The following is a 25,382-nucleotide window of genomic DNA, read 5'->3' on the forward strand; positions in this document are numbered from 1 at the left end:
ATGTTTTTCTGCCAATACTTTATAGCCAATCGTCCCCCTGAGGTATTCCTGCACCACCATCGCCTTAAAGTCATCCGCATATTTAACCATAATAAAACACCCCCAAAATTAGATTTTGACTCTAACTTTTGGGGTGCACTTCAAATTTGTAAAAATAGTGTCCACTTTTTTATTATTGAATTCTGCAGGTAATCTATTAACCTCTGACTTCTGTCCGATAAACTTCTTCTATGTTTGAAACTCTAGAGTATATATCTGAAGTTGTTTTTTTAGGGTTAACTCTGACTTTTAAATCCAGTAAAAAGGAAAGGTCTGATTGGTCTTTTATTCGCACCGACTCAATCTTTATTCCTTTTTCCTGTAATCTATTTATAACATCTCCTATATCTTCTCTGTTTTTCAAAATAATTCGTAAGGAAAGATCCTTTGAACGTAATTTCTGCATACCAAATAACTTAATTATGCTTGGAACTAGTTCCACACTTATCATTAATAATATAACACCTGCAATGGCTTCAACATAAAATCCTGCACCGGTTGTGATCCCAATCCCTGCAGCTCCCCAGACCATCGCAGCAGTTGTTAACCCTGATATTCTATCATCATCCCTCCGTAAAATAACTCCGGCTCCTAAAAATCCAATGCCAGAAACAATTTGTGCAGCTAAACGAAGCGGATCCATTTGAATTTTTGCATAATCGGATGATGGAAAGGAATAGGCAGATTGGATAGATACAATTGTTAGCAAACAACTAACTATTGAAATTACTAGACTTGTTTTTAGTCCTAATGGTTTTCGCTTTAGTTCCCGTTCGAGTCCTATTGTTAAGCCCAATACGGCAGAAATTGATAATTTTATCAGCATTTCAATATCCATATCTTTTATTACTTCCAACATCTTCATTACCTTCTTCCATTCCTATCGGAAAAAATCTTTTTTTAGACAACTGTAATTGTCTTTTGTAAATGCACAATATCCTTAATGCTCTCAATAATATAGGTAGGTTTTTGATCCGTTTTCTTTACCATTTCTATCGTTGATATTCCGCTTAATACCAACACCGTGTTTAAACCATTTTCATGCCCCATGAGAATATCAGTCTCTAAACGATCCCCAACCATATAACATTGTTCCGGATTCATTTTTAATACTTCATTAACAACAAAGTTCGCCGTAAGTTTCGATGGTTTCCCCATAATTAAATCAATCTTTTGACCAGTAACTCCTTCCATTGCTCCAATCATCGCTGCACAATCAGGAATTTGGCCATCATAAATCGGACATGTTCTATCAGGATTTGTCGCTAATATTGTGGCATTATTTTTTAGCCATGCCTGATAAGCGTCGTTTAATTTTTCATAATTAAACTTACGATCCCATCCTAAAACAATAAAAGTTGCCTTATCAGGATTATTGGTAATCCGTATATTTTCATCAATTAACTCCTGGAAAAGAGCATCTTCCCCAATAACCAGTACTGCATCAGTGCTATCCATTTGTTCTTTTAAATAATTAGCTGTAATGTAATTAGAGTTAATTATTTCATGGATATTTGTTTCGATTCCAAAATTCCTTAGTTTATTTAGATAATCATAACGAGTAGAAATTGACTTATTCGTTAAAAATACTATTTTATCGCCTCTTTTTCGTAGAAGCTCTATCGCCTCCACTGCCCCATCGATTAGTTGATTATCTAAATATACTGTGCCATCTAAATCAAATATAAATCCTTTAGTCATGATAATTCCTCCAAAAATTTATACAAGCCCTTTAAAAAAATAGAAACCCCAAGCTATAAAGCCTTAATAACAAGGCTTATAAATAGCATGGGGTTTCTCTAATTCTCTACCCTTATCCGTATAAAATTCATTTGATTCTTGTTAATCATCCTATATAAAATGGCTTAATAATTATTTCCTATCTATAGTTATCTTTTTTGCTTTAAGCTTATAAGGTGAGTAAATATATCTTCCAAGGAGTATTTATAAGGGTTAATTTCATAAACGATCGGTCCTTTAAAGCTGCTTTTCTCAAGGAAATGGAACAAGCCTTTTGTTATATCTCCCCCTTCACCAGGGAGCAAATGTAAATCAGAAATTCTATCGTTATCTGATAGATGAATTGCTACAAGTGAATTGCCCAACTTTTCAATTGTCTCTTCCGTATTACCGCCCATACAAGCTAAATGTCCTGTATCTAGACAAGCTTTCACACTAGTTTCATTTATTAAACTTATCCATTCCTCAACGTTTGAAGCGATATGGTGGCAATAATTTAATTTATCCGGTATTAAGTTTTCAAGCGCTAACTCTATTCCAAGCTGATTAGCTTTTTCACGTAAAATGACTAAGCGTTCCTTAACTCTTAATAAACTGTCATATCTTTCTTCAGAAGACCAAGCATAGCCCCCATGAAGAGTTGCGTGGTATCCGCCATTTTCTGCAATAAGTTCAATCCACTTCGAAAGTACAGCAGAAACTCTTTCATAAATAAATGGATCAGGAGTGGCTAAATTTAAATCATGAAAGGGAAGGTGAATACTAACCTTTAGTCCACTTTGCTTTGCATATTTTAAATAATCAATTGCTCTTAATTGTTCCGTTAAAATTTCAACACCTTCAAAACCAGCTTCTTTAATATTTTCAAAATCATTTAGTGTTCCTTGTTGCCCAATCGACCAAGTACTAAGCCATTTTTCCATCGTTTCCCCCAATAATTACATTATTATTTTGGTCCGTATTTAACTCATCATTTAATTCTTCCAACTTAATCCCTTTTGTTTCTGGTGCTAAAGCAATACAAATACCTAATCCTGTTAAACCAATTACAGCAAAGAACCATAATGCTGCACTATTTCCCCATGCAGCTACCAGGCTAGGGAATACTAAAATCCCCATGATCGATCCTATTCTGCTGATTGACGTAGCTAACCCCGTCGCACCTGCACGTATACTTGTTGGAAATAATTCAGTAGGGTAAAGGAAGTTAAGAATGCCTCCACCCATATTTGCAAAAAGAACAGCTAAGCTAAACAAAATTACTAAAAATAAAAGTGTTGGACTCGGATTAAGCGCTAAAACAATTAAAGCTAACGACAAGCCAGTGAAAGAGGTAATAATAAGTGGTCTTCTCCCTGTTTTATCAACAATACTTGATCCGATAATCGCTCCAGCTAAACCTAATACACTAACCGTGCCGGAACCAATATAAGTCATCAATTGCGACCCATTCGTGAATGGTTTTAAAATAGTTGGGGTATACATCGAGATGCCATAATACGCTACTGCATAACAAAACCAGAATCCACAAACAAAAAATGTACGACGGAAAAACTTTTTAGAGAAAACATCTTTTAATTTTTGTTTCGGCAGATTATTTGAAGTGAGAATAATATCTTGCCCTGTAATTTTCAGCATAATTTCCTGTGCTTCTTTTTCTCTCCCTCTAGAAGCCAGCCATCTCGGTGACTCTGGAAGTGTAACTCTAAAGAAAAAAACAATTAGCGCAAAGACAGCACCTACTAATAACATATATCGCCATGCACTAGGACCTAAAGGTAACATTAATATACCTACTAGATAAGCAGTAACAGCACCAACAAACCACATTGCACCTAGCATAGTACCGTGTCTGCCTCGATTTTTTGTTGAACTAAATTCTGAAACAAGAGTTGCAGAAATTGGGTAATCTGCACCAATACCCACCCCTAATAAAAACCGGAAAATGATTAGCTGCCATACACTTTGAGAAAATGCTGTTAAAGCAGCAAAAATGACAAACGCAAGTAAATCAACTACGTACATAGCTTTTCTTCCGTATCTATCGGTTAAATTTCCAAACCATATTGCACCTATAAACGATCCTATCACAGCAGAAGCAGTAATTAATGCTGTAAGACCAGCACCTACATCCCATTGACTCAAAATTAACGGCAGTGCAACTGCAATAATAGTCAAGTCAAATCCATCAAGAAAAGTACCAGCAGCCGATAATGCAGTTACCTTTCTTTGAAAACGCTTTAGTTTTGGTGAATCTAAATGCTCAAACCCCATAAAAATTTCCCCTTCCTTATTAATAATACATGTAGTAAATGAATTTAGAGACGACAAAAAACCATAGCTAAAAAAACATGTTTTACATGCTTTTAAAACTATGGCATCTCTTCGTCTCTGGCCAAATTTAAAACATTTTTTTGGTTTTAGTATTTTATTTATATACCATTTCGAATACTCTGTCAATTACTTTTTAAAAGATTTTTACAACTAACTCACCTTATTGAGTTAGTGAAAAACAAATAATCTATATGAAAATTTTTGAAGCTAAACTAAAAAGCAATAAACCTTCTTTAAGGTTTATTGCTTTTCGGCGTCATTAAATGCACTCTTCTTTTTTATAGTTACCTATTTAGTTATTTAGTAATACCTCAAGAATTTCTTCAGAAACAAAAGCAGCATCATTAATAACAGCAGGTACAACTTCAAATGATCTTAAGCTGCGATTAAGGCTATATTTCTCTTTTCCAATATAGATTTGAATAGTCTGGTTTTGTTTGCCTAATTCTACTGTAGCATTTTTGCTATCCCATTTCACTTTATATCCTAAGTGCTCTCCAACTTTTTTAATTGGCAATAGCTTCATTCCATTTTTTATATAGTAATCATCACCAACAGCCTCTTGCACTTGTTCGAATAATTTGTCGCGATTATCCCATGCGATTATTTTCTTCGGTGTTGTTTGAGCTGGTATACTTCTGGTTGAGATGTCGTAAAAGATGATTAGCTCTTTCCCTTTAAGCTTCTCTTTCTTAATTTTATCCCCTTGCTTATTCAGAAGAATCGTTTCCTCAGCGATATTCAATTTAAGTTCATTATCAAGACTAACATACTGATCATCGAACTTTGAAACCTTAACCTGTCCCATATCTTTCCCATTTACTACGATTATTTCAGGTGTAGTCCTTGGAGGATAAATCATGAGCATTGGTTTATTTTTATCATAGTAAGCAGTGATCGATAATCCTTTGACTAATTTATCCTTTTCAAAAGCCTCTGTTGAATCACTATTGAACAATAGTACTTTATCAGATAGCGGAAAATGCATTTCTGAATCATTTTCTTGATTTTTAACGATCAAGGTATAAGATTCTTTATCCTTCTTCACTTCGGTGATAAGCCCAGAAAATTCCATGAAATCAGTTGAATCAACAGATTGAATATTCTCTTGCTCCTTCATGTCTTTATGAGCCTCTTTCGGTAAATGACTAGATGCAATGGCTGAATGTGTACTTATCACTAATCCAGTGACTAAAGCTGCTGTTACTAGCGCTGATAGCTTTTTCATTTTTAACCCACCTTCAATTATTTTGTGTCATTGAAATAGGCGAGTAAAAAGTAGAAAAAGTTACACTTTTAGTTAGATTTTATCAGGATTTTAGAGGAATTCTGGACGTTTATAGAATAGATCCCTGCAATCTAAAGCATTTTTCATTGCCTGAATCACATTCTCAAACGGCTGACTATAAACGTAAGGATAATCTATTTCACCTAACTCACTTCGGATTGGATAAGCAAGTTTTTCAGGGGTTATGCTGAATGCTGAATACACTCCAGTTTTATTGCCGCGAGGATCTACGCGAAACCATTTATCCACATCCTCAATATAAAGAGCGTTTAAACCGTGCAAAGCATAACCAGATTCCCTCGTTCCTTTTCTAGTCACACGCTGATAGCAAAAGCCAGCTGGTATATTCATTCCTCTTAATAATGCCGCTAGCAAATGTGCCTTAGCAAAGCATATGCCTTCTGACTTCTCTAATGCATCCGATGCCGAAATAGCAACCTCCGTACTATCAATATCAAAGGAATGCTGAATAGTATCTCTTACAAAAAGAAATGCCCTTTCTGCCCTTTCTATTTTCGTTCCACCCATATGCTGAAATTCACAAATCTTCTCCTGAATCAATGGATGCCGAAAGTTAATAATCTCGGTTTCTTCTAAATAAACCTTTTGATCTTCTTCGGTAATAATTAAATCCATACATATCGCCCCAATTGTCATTTTCGTTCATTATATATTGATAGACTGAAAATTTCTGTGATTAGCATCAAGTAAGAGCCGATGCATATTGGTTGCAAACTGCTTTATTTATTAGTAATATACCATTAAAACCATAACGTTATAGTTTAGGAGGAATCACATTGGGACTGCAAAATTAAAAATTGGCGAATTAGCTGAGATAACTAGTGTGACAAAAAGAACAATAGATCATTATACAAATCTCGGTTTATTAAAAGCAGAACGTTCCACCTCAAATTATCGTTATTATGATCGTTCGTCAATTGAACGCTTAGATTTTATTGAACGATGTAAAAAAGAAGGCATGCCATTAGCCGAGATAAAGAAAAAAATCCTAGAAAAAGAAGCCGAAGAAATTGATATTCTAGAACTCCGACTGAAAATGAAAGGATTAGAAAAAGACGTATCTGAGGTTTTAGCATCTCTGGATAAAGGGGATATAAAGAAACTCGAATTTGTCAAAAAAAATATTTCACATGAAAGTCTCTCATTAATTCAGACATTACTTTTACTGCTCAACTAAATTTCGAAAAATAATAGGAGGTGTACGTCTTACGAAGGTAAGACTACATATTGACAACTATCAACCTAATTTTAATTGTAATTTTAATTGCTTTAACTGCTTTTTTCGTAGCAACCGAATTTGCTATGGTAAAGGTACGTGCTTCAAGATTAGATCAGCTTATTGCCGAAGGAAAAAAAGGCGCAATTGCTGCTAAAAAGGTCGTCTCTCACCTGGATGAATACTTATCTGCCTGCCAGTTGGGAATCACGGTTACAGCACTTGGTATTGGCTGGTTAGGTGAACCTACAATCGAGAAGCTGTTGCATCCGCTATTCGAACAATTAAACCTAAATGATTCTGTTTCACATATCTTATCATTCGCCATTGCTTTTTCCATCGTAACATTTTTGCATGTGGTAGTTGGAGAGCTTGCTCCAAAAACAGTGGCTATTCAAAAAGCAGAAACCATTACAATTCTTTTCGCTGTTCCTATCATTTGGTTTTACCGTCTTATGTACCCATTCATCTGGTTCTTAAATGGCTCAGCCCGTGTACTAGTTGGAATCTTCGGATTAAAGCCAGCATCAGAACATGATGTTGCACATTCAGAGGAAGAGCTGCGAATCTTATTATCTGAAAGCTATAAGAGCGGAGAAATTAATAAAAATGAGTTAAAGTATGTAAACAACATCTTTGAATTTGATGAGAGAATTGCGAAAGAAATTATGGTTCCACGAACTGAAATCGTTAGTATATCTATTAATGATACGATAAAAGATGTAGTAAATATCATTACAACTGAGAATTATACCCGATACCCAGTAATTGATGGAGATAAAGACAATATTCTTGGCTTTATGAATGTGAAGGAATTATTATCTTCTATTTTGATGAATAAAGATCCCCATTTGAGAATGGAAACATTTATTAATCCAATCATTCGTGTGATTGAAACAATTCCAATCCATGACTTATTATTAAAAATGCAAAAAGAACGAATCCATATTGCAATCCTCATGGATGAATATGGAGGAACATCTGGATTAGTTACCGTTGAAGACATTATCGAAGAAATCGTCGGAGAAATACGCGATGAATTCGATGAGGATGAAATTCCAAATATACGAAAATTAAAAGAAGATCATTACATCATAGATGCGAAGTTACTAATTGCTGATGCGAACCATCTGCTTGGTACAGCGATATCCAATGAAGAAATAGATACAATTGGCGGCTGGTTTCTGACTCAAGACATCGATGCCCAAATTGGAACAGAAATAGAATCAGAAGGATATGTCTTTAAAGTCAATGAAATTGATGGTCACCATATTCAATACTTAGAAGTTAAAAAAATAGTATAAAGCAAAATCCGATTGAACGAGTGCCAAGTGTTCAATCGGATTTTTTAGTTATTCATGTTTTACACTGGAATAGCAACCCAGTGTCCATTCGATATTTCCACTAGTTTAGAATTTTTTAATTGATATTTATCTTCCTCGGTTTGTTCTTCCATTAATACTCGTTTCTTCAGCTTTTCAACCTTAGGATCTGGGATTGGGATTGCAGAAAGCAGTGATTTCGTATATGGATGCTGAGGATTGGCATAAAGTTCTTCACTTTCAGCCAACTCCACAATTTTTCCTGCATACATAACCGCTACACGATCACTTATATGCTTAACCATTGAAAGGTCATGCGCAATAAATAGGTAAGTCAATCCCAGTCGATGCTGTAAATCTTCTAAAAGCTTAACAACCTGAGATTGGATAGAAACATCGAGTGCAGACAATGGCTCATCACAAACAATAAATTTCGGTTCTACTGCAAGCGCACGGGCAATTCCTATACGCTGGCGCTGGCCACCGGAAAACTCATGCGGATAGCGTTCTGCATGTTCAGCCTCAAGTCCAACCATTTCAAGTAATTCTTCCACTCTCCTCTTCCGTTCTCCCCTGCTGCTGCTTAGCTTATGGACATCCAAAGCTTGGCCAATTATATCAAGTACTTTGAATCGCGGGTTGAGAGAAGCATATGGATCCTGAAAGATCATCTGCATATGGCGGCGCATTAATTTCATTTCGCTTTTGGACAAACGGTTTACAGGCATTCCCTGATATAATACATCCCCGCCTGTAGGCTCGTGGAGCCGTAAAATCGCTCGCCCTGTCGTTGACTTACCAGATCCTGATTCACCAACAAGACCCAGGGTTTCTCCTGCACGAATGTGAAAGCTGATATCATCTACTGCTTTTAACACATTTCCTTTGCCCATATCAAAATGCTGCCTCAATGATTTTACTTCAAGGAGCGGCTTGTTCAGGTCTGTTCCTGGCAAAATAAGCGGAGCGGGCTTTTTCTTCTTCTTCTCATCAAGACGCGGCAAAGCATGCAGGAGCTTCTTTGTATATGGATGCTTTGGGTTTTCAAATATCTCTTCCGTAGTTCCACTTTCAACAATTTCCCCTTTCTTCATGACTGCTACCCGATCACACATGCCAGCTACGACACCGAGGTCATGCGTAATTAATATGATGGAGGTGCCAAATCGCTCTTGCATATCCTTCATTAAATTCAATATTTGTGCTTGGATGGTTACATCAAGTGCAGTCGTCGGTTCATCCGCAATAAGGAGTGTAGGACGGCAAGCAAGTGCAATAGCAATCATCACCCGCTGTCTCATACCTCCGGAAAATTCATGCGGATAGTGATTATAGCGCACCTCGCTATTACGAATCCCAACAAGCTTCAGAATATCAATGGCTTGCTTTTTCGCTTCTTTTTTAGACAGCTTTTGATGCTTTATCAAGCTCTCAGCAATTTGTTTACCGATTCGGATTGTTGGATTAAGAGAGGTCATTGGATCCTGGAAAATCATTCCTATATCACGGCCGCGAATCCCCTCCATCTCCTTTTCCGTTTTTTCTGCAAGATTGTCACCAAGGAAAGTAATTTCCCCTTGCTTCAAATAGGAAGGAGGAGATGGAAGAAGGCGCATAATGGAACGTGCGGTTACGCTTTTCCCGCTACCTGACTCCCCGACAATTCCTAGAGTCTCTCCCTTTTTCACTTCAAAGCTCACACCTCGAACAGCCTCAAACTCAAGATCTCGAGAAAGAAAAGATACACGTAAATCTTTCACCTGTAAAATAGTTTCCAAAACTCACACCTACCAATTATTTAAATTATCGCAGATTAACAGGCTGTAAGACCCCTAACGAAAAAACTTATGAGAACAAAAAAAATAGTGGGGGATCAAACAGCCCGTTAATGCCCGACGAAGGACAGGCTGTCCTAGTCAGGCGAAGGCCACAGGACGTGGCATTTTGAGCGTTCTTAGTTCTACTAACAATCAGCGGGATAGAGTCCCACTAATTTAATGAACTTTATACAAATAAATGAATTTCATCATGCATATATTTTCTTAAAATACGCTTGGTTAAATATATTATGAAAAATTTTCAATTAAAACTACTTATTGACTTTTATCTCATCCTAGAAATAAAATATACTATACAGGTCGGAATAATGCAATTTAAATTGAGAGGAGGAATTTATCAGCCTATGGATGCAGTGAATATAAACCGTTCACATAAGAAGTTTAATTTATCAGCAATCATTTACCAGTCATATAGTAAGATACATCAGCATCCATTCTATAAATATCTGATTTTACTATTAGGATTACCTGTGCATCTGATTATCTTGCTAGTCTATCTTTCCAAGAAAAAGAATGATTCTTACTCTTCTATACATAAAGAAACAAAGAAAGCCCTCCTTATGTCTGGATATAAAGAAGAGCTTAAACTCGAGTATAAAGAACAAATCATTCGAAAGCAGGCCTTTTTTGGAGAGAAAGTCAGACAAATGGATTCTGAAAAACTAGCAGAGAAATGGGCAGATGAACAGTTCCAGAAAACACTAATTGAAAAGACGAATTCGAAGCTTGAGCTGTTAGGCGAGAAAAGAATTACCTTTCAAGATACCTTTCATGCTCTCGTTTTAAATCCTTTTTTCTTAGTTATCACTTTAATCCCGGGACTGTTTATGTATTTATTTATTTTTTTGTATAGCAATGCTTATCTTAAATATATTTTCGATCGATTAATTATGAGTTTATTTGTCATAGTCGGCGTTGTATTTCTTGTATTCACCATCCTGCACTTGTCACCTTTTAATCCTGCAGCAAATATTCTTGGTGAAACAGCAACAAAAGAACAAATAGCCGCCTTTAATCATTTGTATGGCCTTGATCAGTCTTATTTTTCTCAATTATGGAATGCAGTGAAAGGAATTGCCACATTTGATCTTGGAACATCCTTTACAGGAAACGAAGATGTTGCCTCAAGTATTGCAAGGAAATTCCCTATCACGCTGACCCTTGCAGTCATTTCTCTCACTATGGCTATCCTAATTGCCATTCCTGTTGGAATTATTTCTGCAACAAAGCCAAATTCGTTTCTAGATTACACATTTATGTTTTTTGCGCTTATTGGATTATCGATTCCAAACTTTTGGCAGGGACTTATTTTCATATTAAACTTCTCAATTAAACTAAAATGGCTTCCAGCAACATTCAGCCCTGAAAATTGGTTATCTATTATTATGCCAGCTGTTGTATTAGGAACGGGATTAACAGCATCGATTGCTCGAATGATGCGTTCATCCACACTTGAGGTAATTAACGAGGATTACATTATCACTGCTAAATCGAAAGGACTAGGTCAGCGGCAAGTACTTTGGAAACATGCAGTTGGAAATGCGATGATTCCTGTCATTACGGTCATTGGTCTCCTATTTGGAGGGATGCTCGGTGGCGCAGCTGTGACCGAGAAGGTTTTTAATATTAGCGGGATTGGAAGCTACATCGTAGATAAGCAATTTGTACCTGATATTCCTAGTATTTTGGGCGGAGTTGTCTATATTGCCATTACGATTTCTTTAGTCAACTTATTCGTTGATATCTTGTATGCGTTCTTCGACCCCCGCATCCGTTCGAAAATGAAACAATATTAAAGCAGGTGGAATGATGTCCAACATAAGAGAAGTACCAAGTTATCAAAAAAAGCATGCACTGAAATTGTCAACTGAATACATGCAGGCAAGCTTTACTTCTATTGTTTCGCTTGCACTTACAGTAATTTTATTGCTATCAAGCTATAATTTTTCAACACAAACGATGAAACCTTTTGTGTTCGGCGCTTTCGCAGCATATGCACTATTTACTTGCATACAGGTTGTTATCACCATATTAATAAAAAAAGATCTTCAACAAGCTGGCTGTCTGCAATCCCGAACAAGAAAGTGGGGTTATATCCAGCTCCTAAGTATAGTAACGGGGAATATATTTACCGTTACAGCAGCAGTTCAATTAATTAAGACGAAAAAGACAACCGAATACACGATTGCCGTTTATATGCTGATTACGCAATTCTTTATCATTGGCATATCCGCCCTAAATCTCTTTAAACCCTATGTAGCGGATACGTTTCTTTTAGGCATGTTTGGTCTTATCGGAATCGCCATTTTCCAACTGATCACTCTTATTCTAGTGACCAAATATATTACGGAAGGCAATCCTATTCCCAGAAGAATGGTATCTATCGCTATCCCGCTTATGCTGACTGCTATAACAGGGAATCTCTTTGCACTTTTGCTTGGCTGGAACCTGATTAGCAAAATAAAGAATAGCAGCAAAGAAAGTACCGGAAAATGGATTATTATATGGGAGAAAATCACAAAAAACACAACATCCATGCTAAGTTTATTTTTTATTGTTTTTGTATTTTCTATTTCTGTATGCAGCTATTTAACCTTTGACTACTCAATGGCAGTGGAGAATAATTACAGCGCAACACTTCAATCTCCTAGTCTAGCATACCCGCTCGGAACAGATAATTTCGGAAGGGATTTATTTTCAAGAATTGTCTTTGGTGCTCGAATCTCCCTCATTGTAGGGGTGATTTCTACAGCCATTCCTTTCATTATCGGCGGAATCCTTGGGGCCATTTCTGGTTATTATGGACAGCGTACAGATAATATTATTATGCGATTGCTTGATGTTTTGTACGCTATTCCAGGAATTCTGTTAGCAATCGTCATTATCGCTGCTTTCGGATCAAATACCGTAACATTAATTCTTGCACTAAGTGTCGGTTCTATCCCGACTTACGCGAGAACCATGCGTGCAAATGTCTTAATGGTATCAAACTATGAATATGTTGATTCGGCCCGCGCACTTGGTACGAGTACGATATCCATCATTTTCAAGCATATAGTACCAAATTCAATGGCACCGATGATTGTTAAATCTACTTTAACGATTGGAAGTGCAGTCATTGCCACGAGCAGCTTAAGTTATCTTGGTCTTGGAATTGAGCCTCATATACCTGAGTGGGGAAACATTTTAAAAATTGGCAGCACTTACCTTGAGTCCCATTCCTATCTAGCCATCTATCCAGGGCTTGCTATTATTGCACTTGTTCTCTCCTTTAACTTTCTAGGAGATGGATTACGAGATGCACTTGATCCGAAAATAGACTAAGTAAGAGCAAGCTATATTAGCTTTTAAATATAATAGAACCAATATAGGAGGAACCTATTGTGAAAAAAACATTTATTCCCCTTCTACTAACTTTCGTCCTTATGTTAGCGGGCTGCGTGAACACAAAGTCAGATGTTGAAGAAGGAAAAAAATCTAAAAATGACGGTGTCACTAATGATGAAAAGGTTAATATTGAAATCCTTGGCATGAGCAGCGGAGAAGATGACATCAACATTGTTCGTGACCAGCTTGTGAAAAATGGTTTTGATGTAAAACTGAACCTGCAGCCGGACTACGGCAGCTTTAAAGCTCAGCAGGATGCAGGAAATTATGATGTTGCATTATCCAGCTGGACAACAGTAACCGGAAACCCTGATTATGCAGTCCGCTCTCTTTTCAAATCTGGCGGTGATTACAGTATCATGGCTGATGAAGAAGTCGACAAACTAATTGATTTAGCAAGCTCGCAAACACCTGAGGAATATGCAGATACTTACAAGCAATTAGAACAGCGTCTTGTTTTTGATAAAGCATATATTGCTCCTCTATATATCTCATATAAAGCACAAGGAATAAATAAAGATGTTTTAAATGTGGATACCGTACGACTTTCCAAATCACGTGCGCTAGCATGGGAAACGATTGACTTTAACGACACAGCAAAGCGCGGGACAGATCCGCTGATTTTACAGCAATCGATCTCCACTCTAACATCTCTTGACCCAATCAAGGGAAATGATGGTTCTATCAATACAATTAATACAAACATGTATGTACGTTTAATTAACCTGACAGATGATGATAAAATTACATCTGACGGGTCACTATCACTTAACCATAGCATTGCAGAAGGTAACTCAGAGTACTACTTCCTATTAAGGGATGATATTCATTTTGCAAAAATCACAGATAAAAAAGCAGTTGATACAAGGGAACGTGTCGGTGCAGATGACGTTATCTTCTCACTAAATCGTGCAAAAGATAAAAACTCTGTTCCAGATCATCGCACATATAGCCTTCACGAGCATATTAAAGATGCGGAAGTCGTTACAGATCTTAGCGCACTTGATGTGAAGACTTCAGGCGGCGACAAAACGGTAAGAGAAGCACTTGAAGATGGACTTGATGTAAAAATTTCTGAGCTTGTAGCTGATAAAGCACAAGCAAATAGTAAAGAAGGAAAATACCAAGTTGTTAAAATGACAACAACTGAACCTTTCCCGCAAGTGTTAAACTATTTAGCACACCAATCTGCAGGAATTGTATCTAAGAAACAGGTAGAAAGCATCAATACGTACGATGTTGCTACATTTGATGTTAACAAAGATATTCCATATGGTGACCAAAATACCGTTACTGAAGGGGATAAATACTACAATACACTGTATGCAAGCGGTCCATACATTTTATCTTATAAAAACGATTATGAAGCTGTGTTTTATAAGAACCCTGGTTATATGAAAGGCACTGAAAACGAGCCTAAGATTTCAAACATTACCGTACGTTTCATCCAAGATGCAGATAGTGCTCTTTCCGCACTTCGCAACGGAGAAATTCATATGTACTATGGAGTTCCTGAAACAAAATACGATGTGGTCGAGAATGACAGCAAGCTGCACCTGCAACGAATTGAAAGCAATGGGGTTAGCTACTTACTCTTCAACACAGCAAATCGTGAAGTCGCAAAAAGTGATGACTTAAGAAAAGCAGTTCTATACTCCATCAACCAAGATGAAATTTTAAGCTATTACCAAAACAATAAAATTAAAGCTGTTTCTACAGTAAGTCCAATCGTAAATACAGGAAATGAACTGAAAGCTGATTCTGCAAAAGCACAGGAGTTTTTAAATAAATATAAGTCCAGCAAATAATATGAGTAAAGGGTAGCCATGTCGGCTACCCTTTCTTGTTACAAGACAATTAATAAACCTTATCTCCATTAAAGATGGAATTCTTCACAACCACATAATCCACATTGCGGATCGCTTCCAGCTTGTTTCCTCCAGCATAAGAGATAGAAGATTGCAGATCCTGCTCCATTTCAATTAATGTATCTTCCAACAAACCTTTATGCTCAACAAACATCTTTTTGCCTTCCACGTTCTTCTTTTCACCTTTTTGAAACTCTGAAGCTGAACCAAAGTATTCTTTATAAAGTTTTCCATCTTTTTGAGTGGTTTCACCCGGAGATTCCTCATGCCCAGCAAATAGTGACCCAATCATGACCATCGTTGCACCAAATCTTACTGATTTTGCAATATCACCATGTGTACGAATGCCGCCATCAGCAATAATTGGTTTACTTGCTGCTTTTGCACACCAGCGAAGCGCAGCTAACTGCCAGCCGCCAGTTCCGAACCCAGTTTTAATTTTTGTTATGCAGACCTTCCCTGGTCCAATTCCAACTTTTGTCGCATCTGCACCAGCATGTTCTAATTCTCTTACAGCTTCAGGTGTTCCCACATTTCCAGCGATGACAAAGCTTTCTGGCAAATGTTTTTTTATATGTTTAATCATCTCAATCACTGCATTTGAATGACCATGAGCGATATCGATTGTAATATAATCTGGTACGAGCTTTTCCTCAGCTAATTGTTGGATAAAGCGATATTCTTCCTCTTTTACACCAACACTTATAGATGCAATAAGTCCACGTGATTTCATATCTTGAATAAACGATATTCTTTTTTCCGGTTCAAAACGGTGCATGACATAGAAATAACCTTTTTCAGCCAAATATACTGAAATCTTTTCATCAATAATTGTTTGCATATTAGCTGGCACTACTGGCAGTTTAAATGTATGCTTTCCTAACTTAACTGTTGTATCACATTCAGAACGGCTATTCACAATACACTTCGCCGGAATTAATTGAATATCTTCGTAATCAAACACATTTTCCATCTATTACACCCCTAAACACGAATATTATATTTCATTTGAATAAAAACGTTCGTACAATACGTAATTTACATGATTATTATTCGTATGTCAAAGATTATTTATGTTTGCTATGAGGATAATGTTTCCTAACAGCTGGAAAGTAGTACTATTCGCCCGATTTCTCTTCATAAATAACAATAAATACGCAATAATTCAGAATATTGTTTCTGTCATCTATACCAAATGGTAAAATACGAAGAGAGAATATTATTAGAGGAGGAGCGTCCGGAATGAAAGCTATTTCCAATAAAGTTGGCATCACAAATAATATTATTATTGATGCTCCATTAAGTTTAGTTTGGCACGCTTGGACCATTTCTGAACGTGTTGCACAATGGTTTGCACCGGAAACAATAATCGAAGCAAAAGAAGGCGGCGCATTTGAGCTATACTTTGTTCCTGGGAATCGAACAGGAATGAATACTAGAGGGTGTAAAATTATTAAAATGATTGATCAAGATGAGCTGCAATTCAACTGGAAAGGACCCGATCAATTCGAAGAGGTTATGAACAAGGGAGAAGAATTAACGTCTGTAAAGGTAAAGCTTGTGTCGATTAATGAAGGGGCAACAAAGGTTATTATCGAACATACTGGATTTAAGAATGAAGATCGTTGGGCTGAAGCAATTAAGTGGCATCAAATGGCTTGGTCAGGGGTGCTAAGCAGCTTAAAATCAGCTCTTGAAAAGGGAGAAGGAGAATTATGCTGCCAGCCCAACCAGAATAATTGATTTATATTAGAATCCCAGCATAGCTGGGATTCCATTGCATAATCACTTCTTCTCTTTATCTACATTAAATAAGAAATAGGAAATTCCTCCAGATAATATAGCTGCACCTGCTGAGATAATTATTCTAATTTGCAGATCAATCTCGGAATAATCCTTTGCAAGCATCCACATAGCTAATACAGCTACAAGAATCATAATAGGAATAACAAATGTAAACTTATTCAAAATATATCTTCCCTTCACTATTCAATCTACAATAAGCATACTCCACTGTTATATTATAATAAAGAAATCTATTTCCTACTTATTCTCCTATTAATAAAAAAATGCGATCTTCTTTACTGAAGGATCGCATTTTCATCTATTAACATCCTGTTCATTTATCTCTTTGGCATCCGCAGGGTCTTTAAAGAACCAATTGTGAAAGACGCGTGAAATATAATAAGTAATCCATATTGATGAAAAACTCCAATACCAACCCCATTTTTTGTATGTAATCAATTTTGTATACTTCTCAATAAAAAATTCAAGAACTGTAAGGAAGGATGTATGTGCAAAATAGTAGAGAAATTTAATCCCTTTATTCCTTTTCGCAGGATAGTATAAATTAAACAATGCACAAAAAGATGGATAAACAAAATACTCAAAAGTAAAGCTCGACTTAGTCGTATTTTTGAAGAAAAGTCGGATTGGATATTTTATTCTGCCTGATTCTACGACCAGGAGTCCAAAGAACCAAGTCATAAATTGCTTAAATAAAAATACAGGAACGGCCTCTCGAAGCCTTTTTCTTGGCAAAAATAGAAGCAATAATATTGAAGTGATTACCCACGTTGAAATTTCAAGTCTCTTTTCGATTTTATGCCCCATAACGGTCCCTCCCCGCTATGGTTAATTTCCCCAATAAATCTCCCTTCATGTATCAAAAAATGAACTTACAAAAAAATGGTCAGCCAATGAGGTAGACTATTCAAGGCTGGTGCTTGCAGTAAGTTCATTTGGGGAATCTCTATTACTCCACTCTCTTTACATAGATTGCCTGTGAAGAACTAGTTTTGATACAGCCTTCTAAATCTGATTCTTTTAACAATCCTAAATTTAATGCGGCCTTTATTTTCTCCTCATCGGGTCTCTTTTGAATTAAATCGAGGAGATTTAATTTTTCTAGCCGATTAACCGAGTCCTCTGGTTCATACTTTTCTGTTACTCTTACTTGCCTTTGTAATTTATAATCACCAATGGCAATGTCTCCTCTTGTATCCTTTCCTACTGCCATGTCAAAGTATTGATTAAAAGCCTTCTTTAGTTCAATCAATTCTGTTTCAATCTCTTTTTTCTTAAGATTTAACTCATGATAATTAGCCAGCATTTCTTTCGTAATTAAAGAACCCACATTATTCTTCAGCATGATCCCCTCATTCCATTAATGATAGTTCATCATATTGTGCAATAAGAAGAAATATTCCCCTAAATTAATTCCAGGTTCTCCTTTGGAATAAGAAGCTTGTAACGTCCATTATCCAGAAACACTTTACCATAAAAAAACTACCTTATCTTCATAAGGTAGTTTCCTCTTTATAACCATTTAAGAGCTTATGCACTTAATGTATTTGCTTTTGAACCCTCTTTATTTTTCACAAAAGAAAGGATAATAATTGTACTTATAATACATAACGTCCCTAGCCACTCTTCGTGTCCAAAGGATACATGAAGCCAAACAACTGATAAAAATGCAGCTGATAACGGCTCAACACTGGCTAAGATACTGGTTTCTGAAGCGCTAATATATTTAAGGCTCTCTAGGTAGCAATAAAAAGCAATAAGGGTTCCAAAAACAATAATAAATATTACGGCTAAAAAGGCGTTAAACGACCATTGGCCAACAAATTTCCAAGGCGGATGAAAAAGGCTAAAAGATAATCCGCCAATCATCATCCCCCAGCCAATGACAAGAGCCGATCCCCATTTTGCAAGAAGCCTTAGTGGCTGCAATGTGTAGTAAGCCAAAGCCACAGCAGAAGTAAGTCCCCAAAATAAGGCAATGCCTGAAATGGATAAACTGCTCATGCTCCCCTTTGTCACTAAAAGAAAAGTTCCCAAAAGCGCTAATACAACTGCAATACATTCTTTTATAGTCGGAAGCCTCTTTGCTCTTATAGCTATGAAGCATGAAATCATCGCAGGAGCTAAATACTGCAGGACTGTTGCTGTTGCTGCATTAGAATATTTAATGGCAGCAAAAAAGGTATACTGAACGGCGAGCATGCCAAAAATACTAAATAGTATTAGGCTTGGCACATCCTTTTTATCTTTCCATATGTCCCATATTTTCTGATTGCCCTTTAAACTTGCCAAGCCTAAGAGAATGGTCCCAGAAACAAGTAATCGGACAACTACCAGCCATTCTGGGCTAAATCCATAATATTGAAATAAATATTGAGCAACTGTTCCTGAGATCCCCCATAAAACAGCCCCAATTAAAACCATCGTTATTCCCTTTGTCCTCGAAGAAGAAATTATCATTCTTTGTGCGTACATAAGCTTCCCTCTAAATAAATGACATTTAACTTTTCAGTTTGATTAATATGAAGTATATCACATCTTTACATTTCATCTACGGCAACTTTCAAGTAGGTTCATGCCACAGTTGAATGCTCCAAGGATGCACTAACCTTCCTTTTAATATAAAAAGACCAGAAGAATATACCTTCTGGCCAATGTTGAATTACTTATTAATTAAATAATTCATCAATTTCCCAATTTTCTCCACTAACATCAGCTTTATCGATTCTTCCATTTCCATTTCATGTATTGTTTCTTCCATTGTGCTCATCCAGATTCCAGCTCGCTCTGGTGTTGTTTGGAACGGGTGTCTTTCATTAACTTGTTTAACATTCCTTTCATCATCCGCAGGTGAATCATCCGTAACTAAGCGGCTTATAAATGAACGCTGTCTGCTCTTTAGCAGTTCAATATCCACCCTTCTTTCAGCAAACATAGTACTGTAATATGAATCCTTTGTTAACTTACTATAAAAACGGTCAACTAATTCACCAATTTTTTCTTGTTCTAAATTGTTCGACATCTTTAATACGCCCCTATTCTTATTCATATTTTCAATGTCATTATAGTGATTATGCAAAAATTAGACTGTGAGATAAAACACACAATGTTAAATTTTTAAAAATAAATAGACCCTTTATTTTCCTACAAAGGGTCTAAATAAAATTCAAAGGGAACTATTTCCCCTCTATTTTTTTAAGTTCTAGTTTACATTTTCGACAATTAATTAAATGAATATCTCTAAAAAGAATAGATCTATATAAAACTTTCCGATTATTTAGCGCTTCATCCCCATATTGCGCTCCACAAATGCAGGCAGATTCATTCCTTACCCCATGAACTTTTCCCCTTTTACATATAACAGTCGGATATATCATTATTACCCCTTCTTTATTCCAGTCTACTAGCTACAGTATTAGACGTGAATTGAGAGTAAAAGGTTTCCACCAAAAATCTAAGTATAGTAAACTAGCTCATTACTATTTATAAAAACTAGCAATTAGTATGGCCGCAGGGTAAATCAATATTTGACCAATTAATGTTCCAAGAAGCTTTGTCCCGATTAACATAACGACAAGCGCCTTAACATCCCCATATGGCCGTTTTTTTCGTAACGCTTGGTCTGTAATAATTGCAGACTGCGGGTCTACCAACAGCGTTAATAATATGGTAGCGACTCCATTAATCATCCCAGATGAGCCCGCAGCCGCTAACAGAAACTCTTCGTCTACAAAGTAAGCGGCATAATAGGCAGAAATCACCCCAATCGTATAAATCGCTGTAATTACTGTGTTTAGAATTAACAGACGTTTGGGAATTTCTCTATAACGCAAGCTATAAAACATCTTTTTCCGAGGCTTCGTTGTCTTTTTTAACATCCGCTTCATGTTCGAAACACTTAATGCCTCTACTACAATGGAAGGAACAGATCCCTTTGTTTCAAGTCTATTTACAGCAATCGCAAATAGTTTAAGAAAAGTAGGTATGAATAGTATCCCTATAATCGTCCCAATTGTTGCCGAGAAAATGACCAGCCGAATATCTTTTAAAGGATCTATCTCTTTCGCAATGCTAATTCCAATAAGTGTACCGATCAAGGGTGCTTGAAACATATTAGCGGTCCTAGATACAAGAACAAAAATATTAAATAAAGACATGGAAAGTGCAAATTTTCCGCTCTTCACAGAATTTAACCGTACGGAGTATGACAATGTATCAACTAAATGAATCAATACTGTTAGCACCATTAAACCTAGGAGCATTTCAATTCACCCCATTTAAAAAGTTGACTTGCCTATAATTGATTTTTTGATATAGAATTTTTTCCCTTTAGCTAGTCGTGCTTTTGTATGTAAGCCTTCTACTGCGATTTTCTTGATATTTTTGGAAGAACCAAATAGCCATACCCAGCCAGCACGCGCTTGCAAAATACCCAGCAATGATATCACTAGGGTAATGAACGCCTAAATAGATTCGACTGATTCCAATGGTAAAAATCATTAATGCACTAATAATGATTAATAGTATTCGACCAGCTCTTGAAGGGATATGCCGCCATAGAAGAAACGTTATAATCGTATACACTGTAAATGCATTCATCGCGTGCCCGCTCGGAAAACTGTAGCTATCGATCTCAATCAGCCGATGCAGTTCAGGGCGCGCCCGCTGAAAAGAGTACTTTAATAGCTGATTTAGGACAGCGGATCCAATAATTGCAACAATAAACAAAATTAGTTCCACTCGATGTTTAAGGACTGCGTATAGAAAAATAATAACAAGTATCGATAAAACGATAACTGAGTTCGTATCACCAATAAAGGTAAAAAATTTCATTACAGCGGTCAAGGATGAATTTTCAAACCCTTGGACAAAAGTAATAATCGTACTGTCAAATTGGACTACTTTATTTGCACTAACAAAGAATGCCATAAAACTGAATGCAAGTAGAGATATTACCCCTATAATAAAAGGGATGGAAAGCTGAGACTTATCTGTCATCCTACTAGATCACCTCTAATATTAATATAATTTTTTTATCCCATTTTTTATAGGGTGGCATTTTATCGGATCTTTTATTTATGGTTATAATTAATAAAAATGATAATAAAAAGGGTGTTAATCCTTATTGGACTAACACACTATTGTTTCTAAATAAACTGATCATTGAACAATAGGCAATTTCACTTTTACTGTTGTTCCCTTATTCAATTCACTTTCAATCTGAATTTCTCCTTGATGGTCTTCGATTATTTTTTTCGTAACGATAAGCCCAAGACCTGTTCCATCGCCTTTTGTTGTATAAAAGGGTATAAACAGCTTATCCAGCTCAGCTTTATTGATGCCACAGCCTTGATCAATAAAGCTTATCGAAACTTCATTCTTTAATTCGTTCTTTAAAAGTATCTTAAACATTCCACCATTATCCATTGAATCGAGACCATTTTTTATTAGGTTAATAAACACCTGCTTAATCTGATTTTCCACACACTCGATCAAAGGAATAGAATCGTCCATTTCAATTGATAACGAAATATTTTTTTCAGCAGCAAGCTGTTTCGTTATTGATTTCACATAGAGAATAATCTCTTTCATACAACTCTTTTCGAATTGAGCGGATCTTGGCTTTCCAAGCAGCAAGAGATCATTTACGATTAAATCTATCCGCTCAATTTCTTGCTCCATTATTGAAAAATACTTTTGATCCTCTACATATTTTTCTTTTTGCAGTTGAGTAAATCCCTTTAAGGATGCAAGAGGATTTCGAATTTCATGTCCAATTGAAGTGGCCATTTGACCGATAAATGCAAGCTTTTCTTTATGCCTTAATTCCTCATTCGCAGAGGTTAATGCATAAATATAAGAATAGAATCGATTTAATATAATGTAGGCAATCACAGAAAAAATAATGATTAAAGCAATAGGGACAACCACTACCAATGAATGAATAAATAACCCTACAATTAAATATCTGGATATAGAAACAATGGTAACAATCCAATAGAAACATTTATTAATAAAAATAGGTGAAAATAAGATAAGAATCAGTTCTGCAGCATTCCCGCTTCGGTATTCGCCATATTCAGCCGAAAACTGAATAATGTCGCTTACTGATGTTAGCATCATGTAGACAACAATGTAAATATATTTTATCACTTGATATTTTCCCTTTATATGTAAATAAAAAGCAACTGGAATTAATCCAAATAGGATCATATAAGTCCAAAAGCCAAATGGGCTATTTAACCCTGGCTCTGAATGCAGAATATACCTTGGATACAAATAGTAGTAAAAAAAATCATATAAAATTAAGGTTATATAAAAGATTGATAAATAAATTTTAAGTGCCCGCTTCTCCTCATGAAGCAGCCAAGTATGGATATTCTCTTTTTTCATACATTTCCTCACAAAAGTAGATTATATTTATTATAACCCCTAGGATTTAAAAATCGACAAAATCCTACTTTTATCCTATAATTATATCTATTTGAAAAATTCTACTTTTTATCTTGACTTTTCCAATCATTAAATGTAGGGTAGTTATAAATAAATTAAATATGCAATTTTTCTTATCCAGAGAGGTGGAGGGACTGGCCCATTGATACCTCAGCAACAGACAATCATGTACTGTGCTAATTCCAGAAGCGTTATGCTTGAAGATAAGAAGAGCCGAAAGCGTGAATGCCAGACCTCTTCTTGTTTATAGAAGGGGTTTTTATTTTTTAATAAGAGCCCCCTAAACTAATTCTAATGAGGTGATCTTTATGTCAAATGAGTTAACGAAAGTATCAAACGAATTACTTCATGCCATTCAACTATTAAAGGAAAAAACATGGGTTGATTTAACCCATACATTCGGTCCTGGCTCACCGCATTTTTCTGCTTTTGATTCGGCTGAATTTCAGACATTATTTAATCATGATGATGGTTTTTTCGCACAAAGCTTTAAATTTGCTGGACAATATGGCACACATATAGATGCACCGATTCATTTCGTCCGGAATACAAGGTATCTAGATGAATTAGGATTAAAGGAATTAGTTTTGCCGCTTGTTGTCATTGACCGATCAAGGGAAGCTGCTTTAAATAATGACTTTACTTTAACTGTTAATGATATTTATGAATTTGAAAAGGTGTACGGGAGAATTGATGAAGGGTCATTTGTTGCCCTGAGAACGGATTGGAGCAAGCGATGGACGGATAAAGAAGCATTTGAAAATAAAGACATTGAAGGCCAAAACCACGCCCCTGGATGGTCAGTTGATGCACTCCGGTTCTTAATAGAGGAAAGAAAAATAAAAGCCATTGGCCATGAAACGTTCGATACTGATTCAAGCATAGACTTTCAAAGAAACGGAAAACTTTTAGCTGAATATTATATTCTTGAGCAGGATACGTATCAAATTGAATTATTAACAAACTTAGATAAAGTACCTGCTAAAGGAGCAGTCATCTTTAATATTGTCCCAAAACCGGAAAAAGCCTCTGGATTTCCTGTTAGGTCCTTCGCAATCTTGCCATAAGCGGAAATTGTAACAGGGCAATGCTGCTGATTTGCATTGCCCTTTAAGGTATCTTTTTCTTATTATTTATTCGAAGCATAACTATAATCGCTACAACAATCAAGACAACAAAGAACAAAACAATAATGACATTTTCCATCCAATGATTAGGTGCTTTATGAACAAAGATAGCCTTTTGCCATTCGTTTTCTCCTACTTCAACTGCAATTGCTATTTTTGGGGAAATGCCTATAACCTCATAATACTTCGTGCCTTTTGGATACGCATTTGATGCATCCCCAAAATATTCTCCAGTCATATCGTTCGTGCCTCTTCTCACTTTTCCTATGATGTCTCCGATATCAGATACCATTTCATCAGTTACTTCATATACATTTCCTTTCCAAACAACGAAAGGATACGCCCAGTCAAGTGCTTGAACAGACCACTGACTTGTAAAAGAGAAACAAAATAGAAGTAAGATGATTTTTCGCAAATAGATTTCCCCTTTCCTGGCCTATTCCACCTCTAAAGCAAAAGCATAAAAAGCATCGCCATTGGATACATTTTCTTGCTTTTCATCCATCCACCATACGCCGTAGGAATAATAATATAGCCCCTTTTGTGCAGGTGCTGTAAACCCATGATCCTCAACTAAAACTTCCTGTTCTTTCTTTTCCTCATTTATTTGCAAGAGATAAACACTGTTTGGCAATGGTTCGTAATCCATTAAAAATTTGACTTTTTCACCAGGTTTTACTTTAACCGGCACTTTCCCCTCTAACATTTCTACTGGACCAGCAGAATCTACACAAGTATTCCCCCAGCAATATGTGCCTAATTTTGTTTCATATTTCTCATTGGCGATTTCAATGAACACTTCCGGGGGTTTTGAAGAAGTTAAATTACCATTCGAGCAGCCTATCAAGGTAACAAGCAGAAAGGTAAAAGTAATAAATATACATTTTTTCATATCAGTTCCTCCTGTTTAGAAAATAGACGATTTTTTCCAAACAAAGTTACT

Annotated in this window: 25 protein-coding genes and 1 riboswitch; of the genes, 7 read left to right on the plus strand and 18 right to left on the minus strand. The window is 36.1% G+C overall.

What is annotated here, in order from left to right:
• Nucleotides 1-196 precede the first annotated feature (196 nt).
• The 6 genes from ASU02_RS18730 to ASU02_RS18755 form a co-directional block, all read right to left on the minus strand.
• Entirely contained in the window at nt 197-898 is a 702-nt protein-coding gene (locus tag ASU02_RS18730) for an MgtC/SapB family protein (RefSeq protein ID WP_408607292.1), read from the minus strand.
• A 41-nt stretch (nt 899-939) separates the two neighbouring features.
• Nucleotides 940-1,740, minus strand: a complete 801-nt coding sequence (locus ASU02_RS18735; RefSeq protein ID WP_057766436.1) for an HAD-IIA family hydrolase — start codon at nt 1,738-1,740, stop codon at nt 940-942.
• 188 nt (nt 1,741-1,928) lie between these two features.
• Entirely contained in the window at nt 1,929-2,702 is a 774-nt protein-coding gene (locus ASU02_RS18740) for a sugar phosphate isomerase/epimerase family protein (protein ID WP_057766438.1), read from the minus strand.
• Entirely contained in the window at nt 2,686-4,053 is a 1,368-nt protein-coding gene (locus ASU02_RS18745; RefSeq protein ID WP_057766440.1) for an MFS transporter, read from the minus strand. Before ASU02_RS18745 ends, ASU02_RS18740 begins: the two co-directional genes overlap by 17 nt.
• A 352-nt stretch (nt 4,054-4,405) precedes the next feature.
• Nucleotides 4,406-5,341 carry a copper amine oxidase N-terminal domain-containing protein gene (locus ASU02_RS18750; RefSeq protein WP_057766442.1) on the minus strand — a complete coding sequence of 312 codons (936 nt, stop codon included), beginning with the start codon at nt 5,339-5,341 and terminating at the stop codon, nt 4,406-4,408.
• 90 nt (nt 5,342-5,431) lie between these two features.
• Entirely contained in the window at nt 5,432-6,037 is a 606-nt protein-coding gene (locus tag ASU02_RS18755; RefSeq protein ID WP_057766444.1) for a transglutaminase-like domain-containing protein, read from the minus strand.
• Nucleotides 6,038-6,245: 208 nt separating this feature from the next.
• Here ASU02_RS18755 and ASU02_RS18760 point away from each other — a divergent pair, with 208 nt between their 5' ends.
• Entirely contained in the window at nt 6,246-6,599 is a 354-nt protein-coding gene (locus ASU02_RS18760) for a MerR family transcriptional regulator (protein ID WP_232426295.1), read from the plus strand.
• 50 nt (nt 6,600-6,649) lie between these two features.
• A complete protein-coding gene (locus tag ASU02_RS18765; RefSeq protein ID WP_057766448.1) occupies nt 6,650-7,942 on the plus strand; it encodes a hemolysin family protein in 1,293 nt (430 codons plus the stop codon).
• Between the two features lie 59 nt (nt 7,943-8,001).
• Here the strand turns inward: ASU02_RS18765 and ASU02_RS27265 are convergent, their stop codons facing one another.
• A complete protein-coding gene (locus tag ASU02_RS27265) occupies nt 8,002-9,738 on the minus strand; it encodes an ABC transporter ATP-binding protein (protein ID WP_057766450.1) in 1,737 nt (578 codons plus the stop codon).
• A 404-nt stretch (nt 9,739-10,142) separates the two neighbouring features.
• Between ASU02_RS27265 and ASU02_RS18775 the strand changes: the two genes are divergently transcribed.
• The 3 genes from ASU02_RS18775 (at nt 10,143) to ASU02_RS18785 (ending at nt 14,993) form a co-directional block, all read left to right on the plus strand.
• The gene (locus tag ASU02_RS18775; RefSeq protein ID WP_057766452.1) at nt 10,143-11,594 is read left to right on the plus strand and encodes an ABC transporter permease; all 1,452 of its coding nucleotides are present in this window, start codon (nt 10,143-10,145) and stop codon (nt 11,592-11,594) included.
• A 13-nt stretch (nt 11,595-11,607) separates the two neighbouring features.
• Nucleotides 11,608-13,122, plus strand: coding sequence for an ABC transporter permease (locus ASU02_RS18780; RefSeq protein WP_057766453.1), 1,515 nt, complete (start codon nt 11,608-11,610; stop codon nt 13,120-13,122).
• A gap of 101 nt (nt 13,123-13,223) precedes the next feature.
• Entirely contained in the window at nt 13,224-14,993 is a 1,770-nt protein-coding gene (locus ASU02_RS18785) for an ABC transporter substrate-binding protein (protein WP_408607294.1), read from the plus strand.
• 49 nt (nt 14,994-15,042) lie between these two features.
• Here ASU02_RS18785 and guaC read toward each other — a convergent pair whose 3' ends face one another.
• Nucleotides 15,043-16,026, minus strand: a complete 984-nt coding sequence (gene guaC / locus ASU02_RS18790) for a GMP reductase (RefSeq protein ID WP_057766456.1) — start codon at nt 16,024-16,026, stop codon at nt 15,043-15,045.
• 269 nt (nt 16,027-16,295) lie between these two features.
• Here guaC and ASU02_RS18795 point away from each other — a divergent pair, with 269 nt between their 5' ends.
• Nucleotides 16,296-16,796 carry an SRPBCC family protein gene (locus tag ASU02_RS18795; RefSeq protein ID WP_057766458.1) on the plus strand — a complete coding sequence of 167 codons (501 nt, stop codon included), beginning with the start codon at nt 16,296-16,298 and terminating at the stop codon, nt 16,794-16,796.
• Nucleotides 16,797-16,838: 42 nt separating this feature from the next.
• Here the strand turns inward: ASU02_RS18795 and ASU02_RS18800 are convergent, their stop codons facing one another.
• From ASU02_RS18800 to ASU02_RS18840, 8 genes are all read right to left on the minus strand, one after another.
• A complete protein-coding gene (locus ASU02_RS18800; RefSeq protein ID WP_232426296.1) occupies nt 16,839-17,021 on the minus strand; it encodes a histidine kinase in 183 nt (60 codons plus the stop codon).
• 132 nt (nt 17,022-17,153) lie between these two features.
• Entirely contained in the window at nt 17,154-17,666 is a 513-nt protein-coding gene (locus ASU02_RS18805) for a CBO0543 family protein (RefSeq protein WP_057766460.1), read from the minus strand.
• A 142-nt stretch (nt 17,667-17,808) separates the two neighbouring features.
• A complete protein-coding gene (locus tag ASU02_RS18810) occupies nt 17,809-18,204 on the minus strand; it encodes a hypothetical protein (RefSeq protein WP_057766462.1) in 396 nt (131 codons plus the stop codon).
• Nucleotides 18,205-18,389: 185 nt separating this feature from the next.
• Nucleotides 18,390-19,334 carry an EamA family transporter gene (locus ASU02_RS18815; protein ID WP_057766464.1) on the minus strand — a complete coding sequence of 315 codons (945 nt, stop codon included), beginning with the start codon at nt 19,332-19,334 and terminating at the stop codon, nt 18,390-18,392.
• Between the two features lie 187 nt (nt 19,335-19,521).
• Nucleotides 19,522-19,881 (minus strand): protoglobin domain-containing protein, encoded by a 360-nt coding sequence (locus ASU02_RS18820; protein WP_057766466.1) that lies wholly within the window; start codon nt 19,879-19,881, stop codon nt 19,522-19,524.
• A gap of 457 nt (nt 19,882-20,338) precedes the next feature.
• Nucleotides 20,339-21,121, minus strand: a complete 783-nt coding sequence (locus ASU02_RS18830) for a lipid II flippase Amj family protein (protein ID WP_198317466.1) — start codon at nt 21,119-21,121, stop codon at nt 20,339-20,341.
• Between the two features lie 67 nt (nt 21,122-21,188).
• Nucleotides 21,189-21,857, minus strand: a complete 669-nt coding sequence (locus tag ASU02_RS18835) for a phosphatase PAP2 family protein (protein ID WP_057766472.1) — start codon at nt 21,855-21,857, stop codon at nt 21,189-21,191.
• A 162-nt stretch (nt 21,858-22,019) separates the two neighbouring features.
• Complete coding sequence (locus ASU02_RS18840; RefSeq protein ID WP_057766474.1) at nt 22,020-23,252, minus strand: ATP-binding protein; 1,233 nt, start codon at nt 23,250-23,252, stop codon at nt 22,020-22,022.
• A gap of 170 nt (nt 23,253-23,422) precedes the next feature.
• A riboswitch (SAM riboswitch) is annotated at nt 23,423-23,522 on the plus strand.
• 98 nt (nt 23,523-23,620) lie between these two features.
• Between ASU02_RS18840 and ASU02_RS18845 the strand changes: the two genes are divergently transcribed.
• The gene (locus ASU02_RS18845; protein WP_057766476.1) at nt 23,621-24,379 is read left to right on the plus strand and encodes a cyclase family protein; all 759 of its coding nucleotides are present in this window, start codon (nt 23,621-23,623) and stop codon (nt 24,377-24,379) included.
• 43 nt (nt 24,380-24,422) lie between these two features.
• Here the strand turns inward: ASU02_RS18845 and ASU02_RS18850 are convergent, their stop codons facing one another.
• Together ASU02_RS18850 and ASU02_RS18855 are read right to left on the minus strand one after the other, a co-directional pair.
• On the minus strand, nt 24,423-24,854 hold the full coding sequence (locus ASU02_RS18850) for a hypothetical protein (RefSeq protein ID WP_057766478.1): 432 nt from the start codon (nt 24,852-24,854) through the stop codon (nt 24,423-24,425).
• Nucleotides 24,855-24,875: 21 nt separating this feature from the next.
• On the minus strand, nt 24,876-25,331 hold the full coding sequence (locus ASU02_RS18855; protein ID WP_057766480.1) for a hypothetical protein: 456 nt from the start codon (nt 25,329-25,331) through the stop codon (nt 24,876-24,878).
• Nucleotides 25,332-25,382: the final 51 nt, after the last annotated feature.

The sequence above is a fragment of the Cytobacillus praedii genome, assembly GCF_001439605.1.
In the GTDB taxonomy this organism is placed as follows: Bacteria; Bacillota; Bacilli; order Bacillales; family Cytobacillaceae; genus Cytobacillus; species Cytobacillus praedii.

Bases quoted from the DNA above. Each gene is read 5' to 3' on its own strand.
- ASU02_RS18815 (WP_057766464.1), bottom strand. From the start codon at position 19,334: ATGTACGCACAAAGAATGATAATTTCTTCTTCGAGGACAAAGGGAATA.
- ASU02_RS18730 (WP_408607292.1), bottom strand. From the start codon at position 898: ATGTTGGAAGTAATAAAAGATATGGATATTGAAATGCTGATAAAATTA.
- ASU02_RS18735 (WP_057766436.1), bottom strand. From the start codon at position 1,740: ATGACTAAAGGATTTATATTTGATTTAGATGGCACAGTATATTTAGAT.
- ASU02_RS18835 (WP_057766472.1), bottom strand. From the start codon at position 21,857: ATGACAGATAAGTCTCAGCTTTCCATCCCTTTTATTATAGGGGTAATA.
- ASU02_RS18855 (WP_057766480.1), bottom strand. From the start codon at position 25,331: ATGAAAAAATGTATATTTATTACTTTTACCTTTCTGCTTGTTACCTTG.
- ASU02_RS18780 (WP_057766453.1), top strand. From the start codon at position 11,608: ATGTCCAACATAAGAGAAGTACCAAGTTATCAAAAAAAGCATGCACTG.
- ASU02_RS18775 (WP_057766452.1), top strand. From the start codon at position 10,143: ATGGATGCAGTGAATATAAACCGTTCACATAAGAAGTTTAATTTATCA.
- ASU02_RS18810 (WP_057766462.1), bottom strand. From the start codon at position 18,204: ATGCTGAAGAATAATGTGGGTTCTTTAATTACGAAAGAAATGCTGGCT.
- ASU02_RS18820 (WP_057766466.1), bottom strand. From the start codon at position 19,881: ATGTCGAACAATTTAGAACAAGAAAAAATTGGTGAATTAGTTGACCGT.
- ASU02_RS18830 (WP_198317466.1), bottom strand. From the start codon at position 21,121: ATGCTCCTAGGTTTAATGGTGCTAACAGTATTGATTCATTTAGTTGAT.
- ASU02_RS18785 (WP_408607294.1), top strand. From the start codon at position 13,224: ATGTTAGCGGGCTGCGTGAACACAAAGTCAGATGTTGAAGAAGGAAAA.
- ASU02_RS18840 (WP_057766474.1), bottom strand. From the start codon at position 23,252: ATGAAAAAAGAGAATATCCATACTTGGCTGCTTCATGAGGAGAAGCGG.
- ASU02_RS18750 (WP_057766442.1), bottom strand. From the start codon at position 5,341: ATGAAAAAGCTATCAGCGCTAGTAACAGCAGCTTTAGTCACTGGATTA.
- ASU02_RS18805 (WP_057766460.1), bottom strand. From the start codon at position 17,666: ATGGGGCATAAAATCGAAAAGAGACTTGAAATTTCAACGTGGGTAATC.
- guaC (WP_057766456.1), bottom strand. From the start codon at position 16,026: ATGGAAAATGTGTTTGATTACGAAGATATTCAATTAATTCCGGCGAAG.
- ASU02_RS18795 (WP_057766458.1), top strand. From the start codon at position 16,296: ATGAAAGCTATTTCCAATAAAGTTGGCATCACAAATAATATTATTATT.
- ASU02_RS18845 (WP_057766476.1), top strand. From the start codon at position 23,621: ATGTCAAATGAGTTAACGAAAGTATCAAACGAATTACTTCATGCCATT.
- ASU02_RS18740 (WP_057766438.1), bottom strand. From the start codon at position 2,702: ATGGAAAAATGGCTTAGTACTTGGTCGATTGGGCAACAAGGAACACTA.
- ASU02_RS18745 (WP_057766440.1), bottom strand. From the start codon at position 4,053: ATGGGGTTTGAGCATTTAGATTCACCAAAACTAAAGCGTTTTCAAAGA.
- ASU02_RS18755 (WP_057766444.1), bottom strand. From the start codon at position 6,037: ATGGATTTAATTATTACCGAAGAAGATCAAAAGGTTTATTTAGAAGAA.